This is a genomic window from Paracoccaceae bacterium (genome assembly GCA_033344815.1).
In the GTDB taxonomy this organism is placed as follows: domain Bacteria; phylum Pseudomonadota; class Alphaproteobacteria; order Rhodobacterales; family Rhodobacteraceae; genus Roseobacter.
The window spans coordinates 3,816,299-3,829,147 of sequence record JAWPMR010000001.1; the positions used below are offsets into that span (position 1 = coordinate 3,816,299).

Here is a 12,849-nt window from a genome sequence, read left to right on the forward strand (position 1 = left end):
GTTGCAAACCAAGATCTTTTGAGGTCCAAGACACGCAATTGTTCGCCAAATGGTAGAACCGCTACAGGCGAGAGAACCAACCGATCATCCCAGTCTGATTTGCCTCAAACAGTTTCTCGGGCAGACCTAAAGAAGGATTCGAAATGAGAACCAAGCGTTTCGTGATCGCACTATGTGTACTTTTTTTAGCAACACCCATGGCAATCTCAGCACCGGTGGATGTGTCTGAAACGATCCGGGAATCCGGCGTGGATATCAGTGCGTCCACCGTCGTGATCCGCCGTGTTTCAGATGGTCAGACATGGATCAGCAACCGACAACGTGCGGCTGAACGTTTCATACCTGCATCCACCTCCAAAATCCCGCATACGATCGTCGCCTTGGAGACCGGGGTTTCATCTTTTGACACTGTGTTTGAATGGGACGGGAAGCGTCGTTTCCTCGACTCATGGAACATGGATCAGACGCTTGCAACTGCTTATCAAAGATCCGCCGTTTGGGTGTTTCAGGACATTGCAGACGCGGTTGGACATGCTCAGATGGCGCATTGGATCCAGCGATTGGAATATGGAAATCGTAATATCGGTGATGCGACGCGGCTAACGACGTATTGGCTGCAAGGACCGCTGAAAATTTCGGCGCTGGAGCAGATCGACTTTCTGGAACGGTTGGTTTCGGACAAACTGTCGGTGTCACCCGGCACAGTGGATAAGGCCCGAGAGATCATGCGTGCCGACAGCGGACCCGATTGGAGCCTTTATGCCAAGACGGGGTGGGGACTTCGAGTCGATGAACCCGATATCGGGTGGTATGTTGGATGGCTGGAGCAAAATGAACCAGTGCCGGAGATTTACATTTTCGCCTTTAATCTCGATATGGCAAGTTCTCAGGATCGACACAGGCGCGAACAGACTGTTCGGCATATACTTGCGGACATCGGTGTACTGGCAGCCGAGGCTCCTTGAAGGCAGCTTCCCTCCTGTGGATTTCGCACTTGAAAAAAGTGTCCCAAAGACGCGCGAGGATAAAGTGCAATGAATCAAGGCAGCTTGCGCATCGGAAACCGTGATGAACCCAAGCCCGGATAATGGCATTTGGACCATTGCTCATGGCGACAGGCAAAGACCATTTCCTGCCGCTTTTGAAAGCTGACAGGTTTGGTTTTCCGGCGCCGCGCGCCAGCGTCGCATGGGATTGTCGGATCGGATGGCAGGGGCATGGACGATCAGTTTGCCAACGAACGTCGGATCACATTCAAACCGCGATTTCCGAAAATCCTTCCAGCATGCGGCAATTGAGACAAAGGAGATTTGCCGCTTTGGGCGTGACGGTTTCTTTCCACATCGTCTCCAATGGGGAGCCGTCGCGATACGTGATGCAAGTGGTGCGCAGACTGGCCTGACGAACGGAACCTCGCAGCGCGAAATTTTGGTTGCGGCTCGTTGGTAGGTTTGGCGCGTTGCGACGGGACTCAAACCAACCCTTTGTTTTGACACACCGTAAATGGGGCAAAATCTGTCCAATGCACCAATCTTTCAAACCTGCCAAAAAAGTCAGCCTTCATTAAGGATAAGGCCTGATCCAATGCGCAGATTCCAGAAAGTTAATTGTATACAAGCGTTGCTTTGGATTGATAATGTCGTTTTTGAGCTATGTACCAGACCAGTCGAACGACCGTATCATATCTGCTTCAGACGGTCGGACTTTTGCCGCGCAACAAAGAAAATTGAGGGTTTCATGGATCATTCTAAAGCACGTCTTCACCCCGCAGCACAGGATTATGCAAGGGAAGTCGCCGCCGGTTCGCTGTCGCGTCGTGAGTTTCTGACGCGCGCCACATCGCTGGGAGTAAGTGCCGTTGCTGCCTACGGTTTGCTGGGTCTTTCGCAGCCCGCGAGAGCGGCGGGCCATGCGCAGTCAGGTGGGACTTTGCGCATCGAGTCTTCGGTGAAGGCATTGAAGGATCCGCGCACCTACGACTGGCCGCAAATGTCGAACTACACGCGCGGTTACCTTGAATATCTTGTTGAATATCAAACAGATGGAAGTTTGAATCCCGCACTTTTGGAGGGGTGGGAAGTCAACGCCAATGCGACCGAATATACTTTGTCTGTGCGCCCGGGCGTGACGTGGAGCAACGGTGATCCCTTCACTGCGCAGGATGTGGCTTTCAATATTGCGCGTTGGTGCGACAAAAGTGTCGAGGGCAACTCAATGGCGTCCCGTATGGGATCGCTTGTGGATGAGGCGACAGGTCTAGCGCGTGATGGGTCCATCACGGTGGTGGATGATACGACCGTGCGCTTGACATTGGGCCAGCCCGACATCACTTTGACCGCCGGGTTTTCTGATTATCCAGCTGCCATTGTCCATCAGAGCTTTAGCGGTGACCCGCTCGACAATCCAATCGGTACGGGACCCTATTTGCCCGGCGAGTTTGAGGTTGGGGTGCGGGCGGTGCTGATCAAGAATGAAAACCATACTTGGTGGGGTGAGGGCGCTTACCTGGATCGTATCGAATACCTCGATTTTGGGACGGAGCAGGCCAGTATTGTTGCCGCAGTAGATGCGGATGAGGTCGATATGGTTTACGAATCCATTGGCGATTTTATCTTCATCATGGATGACATCGGCTGGGCCAAGTCCGAAGCGGTGACAGCCAATACCGTCGTCATTCGGCCCAATCAGGAGGCTGAGATCGATGGAACGAAACCCTATGCGGATGTACGCGTACGCCGCGCGCTGGCCATGGCGCTCGACAATAACGTATTGTTGGAGTTGGGTTTTTCGGACAACGGGTTGGTCGCCGAAAACCATCATGTATCCCCGATACACCCTGAATACGCAGAACTGCCCGCTCCGGTTTTCGATCCCGCAGGCGCTAAAGCGCTGATGGACGAAGCGGGCATGGGAGACTTTGAACATGACCTGATCTCGATTGATGACACTTGGCGGAAGGACACAACAGATGCAGCAGCGGCAATGCTGCGCGATGCCGGCATCAACGTGAAACGGACTGTTCTGCCGGGGTCCACATTCTGGAACGACTGGGCGAAATATCCACTTTCTACCACCGATTGGGCGCAGCGTCCTTTGGGCGTGCAGGTTCTGGCTTTGGCGTATCGTTCTGGCGAAGCTTGGAACGAAAGTGCTTTCGCCAACGCGGAATTTGACGCGCTGCTGGCTGAGGCACTGGCGATCGCGGATGCTGACCAGCGCCGTGACGTGATGGCAAAGTTGCAAAAAATCATGCAAGATGAGGGGGTTATCGTGCAACCCTACTGGCGCTCAGTATATCGTCATCACAAAGAAACTGTGGTGGGGGCCGAAATGCACCCGACATTTGAAATACATGTCGCCAAGCTTGGGTTCGCGGCCTAACAGAAGGCGAACTTATAAAACAACATCCAATCCACAGGTCTTCTGTGGATTGGGTTTTTGCGCGCGGGCCGAGGTCTGGGAAAATGCGCTTATTCGCCTAAAACTCCAATGGTACCAGTGCTTTATGGCGTGACAGAGTTCGCGCGTGATGTCGCATGATTTGATACGCGACATCAGTTGAAGGTCACTCCATTTTCATCGCTTCAGTCTCAACTTGAATGTAGACGGTGTCGCCGACCAACCCATTGTCAACTGCGTAGGACATGCCGAAATCACTGCGGTTGATGGTCGTTTCCATCGAAAGTCCAAGCACCAGTCGCTTATGGCCAAAGGGATATTCTGCTACCTTGTTGAGTGTTACATCGAGCGTGACGGGCTGGGTCTGTCCAAGGATGGTCAAGTCGCCCGTGACAGTGCCGCCCGTCTCGCTGGCTGCGGTGCCAGCGGAGGCGGCAAACGTGATCTCAGGGTGGTTTGAGACGTCAAGAAAATCCTTGTTGCGGACATGCCCATCGCGTGCGTCATGGAATGTGTTGACACTTGCCGCATCAATGCTGACCTGCACATCGCTCAGATCCTGAGTTTCCAGATCGTAAGCAAAAGTGCCGCTGACTGTGCCGAAAATTCCCAAGGTGCGCGCATAGCCGATGTGATCCACAGTGAAAAAAACCGTTGTGTGTGAAGGATCCAGTTCAAAACGCGCCGGTTCGGCCATCGCACTGGCGCCAAAAACAACAGTGGCCAAGGCAGTACTTGTCAAAAGATGCATCAGTTTCTCCCGGTTCTGTGTTCCCATGATCTAGTGCCTATGTTTACAACTTAAAGGCCACCGTGCACCCGTTATGTTGTGCGATAACCCCAAAGTGACTGAAAGTAGCGCATTTGCACAAGGTTAGCTGTATGACTTGGAATGTTCATCGCGCAAAGGGGCGCGACGGCAGAACGGATCCTGCGCGCATCGAGAATGCAATTGAACAGGTTCTGACACCCTTTGATCCCGACATCCTCGCTTTGCAAGAGGCGGATGGGGAATGCCGTCCCCATGCGCGCATTCTGGACGTCGCAAGGATTGCCGCGCAAACGGGTCTCTCTTATATCCATGATCAACCGACCCTGCGATGGGGCCCCGACAGCGATGGCTTCTTGGGCACAATTCTATTTTTGAACAAGCGTTTCCAGAGGATCAGTGCGGATGTCATCGATATGCCAGGGCACTGCCACCGTGGCGCCGTCGTTGTCGAAGTGATGGCGGAAAAAAGCCCGATCCGGATTATGTCCTGTCATCTGTCGCTATCACAACCGCTTCGCATCATTCAGATGCGGGTCATTGGACAATACCTGAGGCGGCGGCCGGCGATGCAGACAATCCTGCTGGGCGATCTCAATGAATGGCGGCCTTGGTTGGGTATGGCCTTTGCCAAAAAAATTGTCGGTCGCCAGTTCAAGGGGCCGTCAGAAGCCACCTTCCCGACGCAACGGCCCCTGCTTGCTCTGGACCGGATTTTGACCGACGCGCCAGGGCATGTGGAGGAGGTTCACGCCGTCGATCACCCCGACACAAACATGGCATCTGACCATCGCCCTTTGCGTGGTGTGGTCACTGTGCCGTGAACTGGCAAAAAAACGCTGGTGAAAACAAGGACAGGCAGTAGTCATATCTGATTGGTGACCTATCTGGTTTTATTGGTAAAAGCAGGCGTTCTGACAGTGATTAATAGTATACGGCAGCATATTTGGTCAGAATGGGGTTCGTTTGGCCCCGTGTCCGTATTTGCACTGCTGGCTTTGATCTTGCTGGTGCCACTTTCCTTTGCCGCGGGTGCTCTGTTTGGGGGTTTCGTTCTTCCGGTAGGGCTCTTTATGATCATCTCAGTCTTCGGTCTGTGCGGAATTCAGTCGCAATATCCTCACCTCAGACTGGGCCTTTGCAATGCCGTGACACTGATCCGTGCCGCAATGATTGCCGTCCTTGCAGGTGCCATCCTTGTGCCAGATCCGAAAAGCTGGATCTTGTTTTCCATCGCATGTGTCGCCTTTGCGCTGGATGGATTTGATGGATGGTTTGCTCGCAAATCCGGTTTGACCTCCGCCTTCGGTGCGCGGTTCGACATGGAAATAGATGCTCTGCTTGGTGCGGTTTTGGCCTCCATATTGTTGGCGGGTGGTCATGTCGGTCTTGAAATTCTGGTCTTGGGTTTCACGCGATATGTCTTTGTTGCCGCAGGTTTTTTTGAGCCCAAACTGTTGGCGGTTCTTCCTGAAAGCCTGCGCCGCAAATCTGTCTGCGTTGTTCAGATTGCCGCATTGATTGTGTTGTTGTGTCCTTTGACACCTGTTTGGCTGATGCACCCGATATCATGGTGCGCCGCCTTGCTGCTGCTCTGGTCTTTTGGGCGAGACACTCTTTGGTTGCTGGCGCGCAGGTGATGATGCACCCCTTCCGTCTTCTATTCGCGAGTGCCGTGCTTTTTCTGGCACTGGTTTTGCCCAACCACCCGGGGACAATGAACCTGTCGGCGCTGAACAGATTTCCCCTTGAGTTGCCGGTCTTGATTTTGGGCATGATCGCGATTGGTCAGCGTCGCTGGATTGTGGGCGCGGTGGCGGCTTTTTTGGTTGCTGCAACCTTCCTGAAGCTGGCCGATTTCGGCATGTTTGCAGCCTTTAATCGCACGTTCAATCCCGTGCTGGATGCGTTTTTGATCGAGGCTGGGTTGAACCTGCTCAGCGACAGTATTGGCCGCCCACTGGCTTATCTCGCCATTGCCGGGTTCGCAATTGGGATGCTTGGTATTTTCTATGCGCTGCTGCGCAGCTTGTATGCATGGGCGTCACTTCAGGTTCCTCTCTACGCGCGCGGAGTGGCATTGGTTGGTGTGATGGTCTTTGGGGTCTGGGCGGTTGCTGATGCAGGCCATCACCTTGGGTATTGGAAATTCGACCGCAGCCCACCTGGTACCGCATGGACATCGCGCCTGTCCTTCAAGCGCATCGTTGAAGTGCGCGCAACTGCGGCAGACCTCGTTCAATTCAGCAATGAGGCAGAGTTGGACGCTTTCGCGGGTGTCACAGGCGTGTTGGATCAGCTTGACGGGAAAGACGTGATCCTGATTTACGTTGAAAGCTATGGCCGTGCCAGTTTTGACAATGACCTTTATGCACCTGTCCACCTTGCGACGCTGGCGCAAGGTCAGGATGCCCTGAGGGACGCGGGTTTTGCCATGAAAAGTGGCTGGCTGACCTCGCCAACAGCAGGTGGCCAAAGCTGGCTTGCCCACGGGACTCTGGCGAGCGGTTTGTGGACAAGTGACAATGGTCGATACAATGCGATGCTGGCCAGCGGGCACAAATGGCTGTTCCATTTCGCGCAGGAGGCCGGGTATCGTACCGCTGCGATCATGCCAGCCATCACGTTGAACTGGCCTGAAAGCAGCAAAATGGGGTTTGAGTTGATCTTCCCCGCCGCTGATATTCCGTACAAGGGGGATCCGTTCAACTGGGTGACGATGCCAGATCAATTCACGCTCGCGGCCTATTCCTCGCTCCTGCCAGCAGATCCGCGCCCTGATTTTATCCAGATCGCTTTGATCTCCTCGCATGCGCCATGGGTTCCAATTCCGCAGATGGTTCCATGGGATGACATCGGCGATGGCACAATATTCAATGAAATGGCGAAAAAAGGTCCAACACCGCGTGACCTTTGGAAAAACCGCGATGATGTGCGCATCGCATACCGGGACGCCGTCGATTATGCGTTACAGGCCACCTTGTCTCACGTCGCGCGCTTGGGGAATGAGGCGCCTCTGGTCTTGGTCATCGGCGATCATCAGGCAGCTGGTTTTGTTGCGGGCAGCGACAATCATGATGTGCCGATACACATGATTGGCCCGCCACACCTTGTGCAGCGGATCGGCGCATGGGGTTGGACGGACGGGTTGATCCCATCCCCGGACGGGCCGGTCAGGCGCATGGACATGTTCCGCAACGATTTCATTTCGGCGTTCAGCGAAAATGCGAAACTGGTGGGCGTGATCCAATGATGCCATTTTTGTTGAAACTGAGCGTTTCCCTCGCGATTGTAGGTGCCCTGATGTGGTGGGCGGACGCGCGGGCTGTGGCTAACAGATTGCAGGATGCTGACATCCTTTGGTTGTGCATCGCTTTCGCAACCTTGACCGCGTTGACGGTGCTGATGGCGCGCCGTTGGCAGATCGTAGCAGACGCTTTGGGGATCAAACTTTCATTTGGCCATGCTTTGGCCGAATATTATCTGGCACAGTTGGCAAATCTGGCATTGCCCGGCGGTGTCTTGGGCGATGTAAGCCGCGCTTATCGCATTCGTAAGAAACTTGATCTGGCACGCGCGGCTCAGTCCGTGGCGGCCGAGCGCTTGATCGGTCAGATTTTCATGTTCACGCTTACAACCATCGCTTTCATCTGCGCCTTGATCATGCCGGGGGGCATGGCGTGGTCGAAATGGGCTTGGCTCGGCGTTTGCGCGGTTGTGCTTGTCGCGGCACTTGCAATTGCCACGACCCGTTTCCAGACCGCGACGTCCCGTTTTTTGCAACTGTGCGTGGATCTGTCAAGGCAGCCCCGATTGATTGCCTTGTCATTGCTTATCGCAATACTCTTGATCTTCAGCTTCTACGCTTGTGCCCGGGCCACGCATACTATCATCCGTTCGGATGCTTGGTTCACTGTGATCCCCTTGATCCTGTGCTCTATGCTGATCCCGCTTTCAGTTGGCGGATGGGGCTGGCGGGAAGGGGCCGCTGCAGCTCTTTTCCCACTGATAGGCGCAGACCCAAGCGCTGGGATCGCGGCGGGTATTGCTTACGGCGCCGTCATGACACTTGCGGCTTTGCCGGCGGTTCTCATCTGGTTGAAGGCGCCTGACCCCATTCCTTATCCTCAAAATTCGAAAATGGACTTGCTATGAGACATCTTTTTCACCCGACACGTCGCGCCTTTTTACAGACCGGCGGTGTCGCCTTGGGGACTGCGTCCCTTGGTCTGCCGGCTTTGGCGGAGAACCATACCCAGATTAACTTTCAACTGTCTTGGCTGCACTCCGTGCAGTTTGGTGGAAGTTACATCGCCGCGCAGCGTGGATATTGGGCTGAGCAGGGGCTAGATGTCTCACTGACACAAGGCGGGCCAAACGCGCCCGTAGAGCCGCCGGTTGTATCCGGTACCGCCCTGATGGGCATTTCTGCTGCAGATTACACAGCAGCCGCTGTTGCCCAGGGCGCTCCTTTCAAAATCATTGCAGTGGCGATGCAGAAGAACCCCTTTGCGATTGCGTCGCTTGATGCCAATCCGGTCAACAAACCGGCCGATCTGATTGGTAAAAAAATCGGCATGGCAGTGTCAAATACGCCGGTCTTGCAGGCGCTCTGCACGATCAACAGTATTGACATCAATCAGATTGAAATCGTCCCAACCCAATACGATCCGGCGCCTTTGGTCAGCGGTCAGGTGGACTGTTTATTGTGTTGGGAAACGGATCTGCCCGTGGCGATGGATATTCAAGGGGTCGATAACACGACCATGCTGATGGCGGACTATGGGTACGCCGTGCATTCTCAAACCTACATTGCAACCGAGGACAGCATTGCCAACCGACGCTCTGACCTTGTGGCTTTGTTGAAGGGCGAAGTCATGGGATGGAATGACTACCTATCGGACACGGATGCCGCGTCACAACTGACCGTCGAGATGTTTCCAGATGCGGGGCTTGATCCTGCAACACAAGCGTTGCAGGCAAAACGTCAAGTGCCGCTCATGTTCTCGCAATTGACCGAGACCAATGGATTTGGGTGGTTTACCGATCAGACAGTGGCCGCCAATGTAGAAACGCTTGCGCTGCTCGGACGCGACGTCAGCCCGGATCTTTGGGATCGCTCTCTGCTTGAAGACGTCCACGCGTAAGATCTGTGTCGGTCAACGAAATCGAATGTGACGGGGTAACCAAGCAATTTGACCGCGATGCGGTTCTTGGACCGCTGACGCTTACCTTTGCCGCAGGTCAGACAACCGCTTTGGTCGGACCCTCAGGATGTGGCAAGTCGACGTTGTTGCGTTTGATTGCCGGGCTGGAAGCACCCACGCAGGGCAGCGTGCGCATCGGCAGTCAAAGCCCGTCAGATCTTGCCCGGCGGGGTGCTTTGTCGATGGCCTTTCAGGATCCGGCTTTGTTGCCCTGGCGCAGCGTGCGCGCAAATATCTCTTTGGGGGCGAAACTGGCGCGTAAACCGGATTGTCGCCTGGAGGAGCTCATCTCATTGGTTGGTCTGGCCGGGTTTGAAGCGCACCGGCCTGCCGAATTGTCCGGCGGTATGCGTCAGCGCGCGGCCATCGCGCGTAGCCTCATTTCCGAACCAGAGGTGCTCTTGTTGGACGAGCCCTTCGGGGCGGTGGACGCATTGACCCGCAACCGGTTGAATGTCGATCTGCCGCCTTTGTGGCGCAACAGTAAAACCACCACGATTATGGTTACCCATTCTGTTGCCGAAGCCGTGTTGCTATCGGACCGCATTCTTGTTTTGTCACAACGCCCGGCAACGGTTTTGGCGGATATACCGGTGCTGTTTACCACGCCCCGCACAACGGAATTGACCGGCCAGCCAGAATTCCAGACCAAAGCAAAACAGGTCCTGCACGCTCTTGGGGTCGTGATCTAGATGCGGTTTTCCAATTGGCTTGTGTCTGTCCCAATCGCGCTGATGTGTTGGGAGGCGGGCGCACAGGTTTTTTCGGATGGTGTTCTGGTAGTCGGCCCGCTTGGGATATGGGCATATGTTCTGGGGCAGTCCGACCTTTTGGTCCGCGCAACGTTTACAACGACTTATAACGCTGCCTTGGGGTTTCTTTGGGGCAATCTTGCGGCCGTGTTTATGGCGGCGACTGTGATAATACTTCCGAGAGCCGAGCGACTGGTATCGAGCCTTGCACTTGTTGTCTTTTGCCTGCCTCTCGTTGCCACAGGACCCATCCTGCGGGTCATTTCCGGCCCCGGCGATGTGCCGCAGATCGCGCTTGCAGCGCTTGCCGTGTACTATACCACATATCTGGCTCTGATCGTCGGCCTGCGAGCGATGCCGCAAAGCTGGTCCGATCTGATGTCCATTTACGGCCGTGGAGCGCTTTCCACATTGCTCATTGTCAGAGCGCGTTCCAGCCTGCCGTATTTCTTTGCTGGCTTGCAGATTGCCGCGCCTGCGGCATTCCTCGGCGCGATGATTGGTGAATTTACTGGGGCCGAACGCGGTCTTGGTGTCCTCACTCTGAGGGCCATGCGGGGTCTGGATGTTGATGCGACATGGTCACTGGCCATCATATCCGCCGGTGTCGCGATGTTAGCCTATACAATTGTTGGCGTGGTGGCGCGCCGGATGCAGGGGTACGCGCCAATCATCATTCTGTCACCGCCACGATCCCTGGCGCGGCGAAATTTTTGGCCCAGATTTGCAGAAGCACTTGCAGCAGTGGTGTTGCTGTTGCTCGTGTGGCAGGTGGTGATGGATGTGTTCGATTTGAATCGGTTCTTTGCCAAACGACCCGGAGATGTCGTCGCATATCTGGCGGGCAATGGAGAGGCACGCCTCATGTTGTTCGAGGCCTTGCGTCAGACGGTAAGCGCGACGATCCCGGGTTTCGTGGCGGGCTTGCTTCTGGGTGCCGGGCTGGCGGTTGGGGTCATCCTTGTACCCAAGGCCGCGGGTTTTGTGCTGCCTATCGCGGTCGCACTGCGCGCCATACCTATTATAACAACTGCGCCGTTGATCGTTCTGGCTCTGGGTCGGGGTTCGGCTGGAACAATAACGGTGGTCGCGGTCATGATTTTTTTCCCCACCTTCGTTGCCTGCCTTAAAGGTTTGCAACAAACGCCAAAGCAGATCATTGACGTGTTCAACACCTATGGTGCCGGGTCACTGCGGATCTTGTTCACGGCCCGGATTCCGACAATGCTACCCGCCTTGTTCGCGGCGGCCAAAATGGCGGTTCCTGCCGCGATTCTGGCCGTCACAACAACTGAATGGCTGGCAACGGGCACCGGGATCGGTGTACTTATGGCGCTCACCTCGACCACCTCGAATTACAATATGCTTTGGTCATGTATTGCCGCGATAGCGCTGGTTGCAGTGACGCTTTACGTGATTGTGCTTTGGCTGGAACGCGCAGTTTTGACAGTTTATGCGAGTGAACAATTGACATGACTCAAGCTGTTTTTGCGATACCCGGTGATAAAGACCGCAAGACCGGTGGATTTTTATATGAGGCGACAGTCTTGCGCGCCCTCAACGAAATGGGGATTAAAACGGCTCATCTTGAATTGCCGGATGGCTTTCCTGATCCCACGCCGGAAGAGATGATGACCGCTCTGAAGGCTTTGTACGCCGTGCCAGATCATCTCCCGATCATTCTGGACGGTCTGGTTTTTGGTGCGATTGATCCGGTTGGACTTGCGCGCGTCAAGGCGCCCATCATCGCCATGATCCATCATCCATTGGGGACCGAAACGGGTCTGACACCTGAACGTGCTGCATTTTTGCGCGCCAATGAAGCGGCAAACCTGAAACATGCGGCGCAAGTCATCGTGCCAAGCCCGCACACCGCGCGCGTCTTGATCCGCGAATTCGGCGCTGATGAGGGACTTGTAACAATCGCACCGCCGGGGTTTGAGCGACCTGTTTTCAATAGAATGCCAGTGAGCCCGCCTGTCATTCTATCCGTTGGATTATTGGCGCGCCGCAAAGGGCATGATGTGCTTCTGAACGCACTCTCGTGCATCAAGGATCTGAGCTGGAAAGCGGTGATCGTCGGAAAGGAATATGATGCATTTGTTGCCGATGAGTTGCGGGCGCAATGCCAACAGCTGAGCCTTGCAGACAGGGTTGCATTCCCCGGAGAGTTGGGAGAAGCCGCTTTGTCGAGGCATTTCGCCTCCGCCACAGTCTTTGCACTGGCAACGCGGTATGAAGGGTATGGTATGGTTTTAAGCGAGGCCATGCTTTTTGCTTTGCCTGTCGTGTCATGCCGTGTTGGCGCGGTTCCTGACACAGTGGGGGAGGCTGCCATTCTAACGCCCCCTGACGATCCGAAGGCCTTTGCTGCAGCTCTCAGGCAGTTCCTTGAAAACCCTGAGACGGCAAGGGATTTCAGTGAGTTGTCCAAAGTACGGGCGCGGTCATTGCCGGAGTGGACAGATACCGCGCAAATGTTTGCGTCTGTTGTGCAAAAGGTCACGCAAACAGACTGATGAACAACGCGCAAGCTATTTCAAAAGCCGTCTGGGTTTTGGGACCATTCGGGCGATACAGCTTGCAAGGCAATGAGTTAAACCGAAATGGCTTTCCGCATTCTTGCAACACTCATTGCATGGGTCTTATGACAGATAGCTGCCAATCTCATGCGGAGCAGTTTTGACAGGTTTAGGACAAAGGACTGCCTTGCACGAAATGC

Annotated in this window: 11 protein-coding genes; 10 read left to right on the forward strand and 1 reads right to left on the reverse strand. The window is 54.8% G+C overall.

What is annotated here, in order from left to right:
- The first annotated feature begins 197 nt into the window (after window positions 1-197).
- Both R8G34_17820 and R8G34_17825 read left to right on the forward strand, forming a co-directional pair.
- A complete protein-coding gene (locus R8G34_17820) occupies window positions 198-965 on the forward strand; it encodes a penicillin-binding transpeptidase domain-containing protein (protein ID MDW3224710.1) in 768 nt (255 codons plus the stop codon).
- 772 nt (window positions 966-1,737) lie between these two features.
- The gene (locus R8G34_17825) at window positions 1,738-3,381 is read left to right on the forward strand and encodes an ABC transporter substrate-binding protein (protein MDW3224711.1); all 1,644 of its coding nucleotides are present in this window, start codon (window positions 1,738-1,740) and stop codon (window positions 3,379-3,381) included.
- Between the two features lie 184 nt (window positions 3,382-3,565).
- Here R8G34_17825 and R8G34_17830 read toward each other — a convergent pair whose 3' ends face one another.
- Window positions 3,566-4,150, reverse strand: coding sequence for a YceI family protein (locus R8G34_17830; GenBank protein ID MDW3224712.1), 585 nt, complete (start codon window positions 4,148-4,150; stop codon window positions 3,566-3,568).
- Window positions 4,151-4,281: 131 nt separating this feature from the next.
- Between R8G34_17830 and R8G34_17835 the strand changes: the two genes are divergently transcribed.
- The 8 genes from R8G34_17835 to R8G34_17870 all read left to right on the forward strand — a co-directional run bounded on the left by R8G34_17835 (window position 4,282) and on the right by R8G34_17870 (window position 12,646).
- On the forward strand, window positions 4,282-4,992 hold the full coding sequence (locus R8G34_17835; protein ID MDW3224713.1) for an endonuclease/exonuclease/phosphatase family protein: 711 nt from the start codon (window positions 4,282-4,284) through the stop codon (window positions 4,990-4,992).
- A 324-nt stretch (window positions 4,993-5,316) separates the two neighbouring features.
- Complete coding sequence (locus R8G34_17840; protein ID MDW3224714.1) at window positions 5,317-5,808, forward strand: CDP-alcohol phosphatidyltransferase family protein; 492 nt, start codon at window positions 5,317-5,319, stop codon at window positions 5,806-5,808.
- The gene (locus tag R8G34_17845) at window positions 5,718-7,421 is read left to right on the forward strand and encodes a sulfatase-like hydrolase/transferase (GenBank protein MDW3224715.1); all 1,704 of its coding nucleotides are present in this window, start codon (window positions 5,718-5,720) and stop codon (window positions 7,419-7,421) included. Before R8G34_17840 ends, R8G34_17845 begins: the two co-directional genes overlap by 91 nt.
- Window positions 7,418-8,323 (forward strand): lysylphosphatidylglycerol synthase transmembrane domain-containing protein, encoded by a 906-nt coding sequence (locus R8G34_17850; protein ID MDW3224716.1) that lies wholly within the window; start codon window positions 7,418-7,420, stop codon window positions 8,321-8,323. The genes R8G34_17845 and R8G34_17850 overlap by 4 nt, the downstream gene beginning before the upstream one ends.
- On the forward strand, window positions 8,320-9,315 hold the full coding sequence (locus R8G34_17855; GenBank protein ID MDW3224717.1) for an ABC transporter substrate-binding protein: 996 nt from the start codon (window positions 8,320-8,322) through the stop codon (window positions 9,313-9,315). The genes R8G34_17850 and R8G34_17855 overlap by 4 nt, the downstream gene beginning before the upstream one ends.
- Window positions 9,316-9,320: 5 nt before the next feature.
- Entirely contained in the window at window positions 9,321-10,067 is a 747-nt protein-coding gene (locus tag R8G34_17860) for an ABC transporter ATP-binding protein (protein MDW3224718.1), read from the forward strand.
- Between the two features lie 21 nt (window positions 10,068-10,088).
- Window positions 10,089-11,603 carry an ABC transporter permease subunit gene (locus tag R8G34_17865; GenBank protein MDW3224719.1) on the forward strand — a complete coding sequence of 505 codons (1,515 nt, stop codon included), beginning with the start codon at window positions 10,089-10,091 and terminating at the stop codon, window positions 11,601-11,603.
- Window positions 11,600-12,646 carry a glycosyltransferase family 4 protein gene (locus R8G34_17870; protein MDW3224720.1) on the forward strand — a complete coding sequence of 349 codons (1,047 nt, stop codon included), beginning with the start codon at window positions 11,600-11,602 and terminating at the stop codon, window positions 12,644-12,646. Before R8G34_17865 ends, R8G34_17870 begins: the two co-directional genes overlap by 4 nt.
- Window positions 12,647-12,849: the final 203 nt, after the last annotated feature.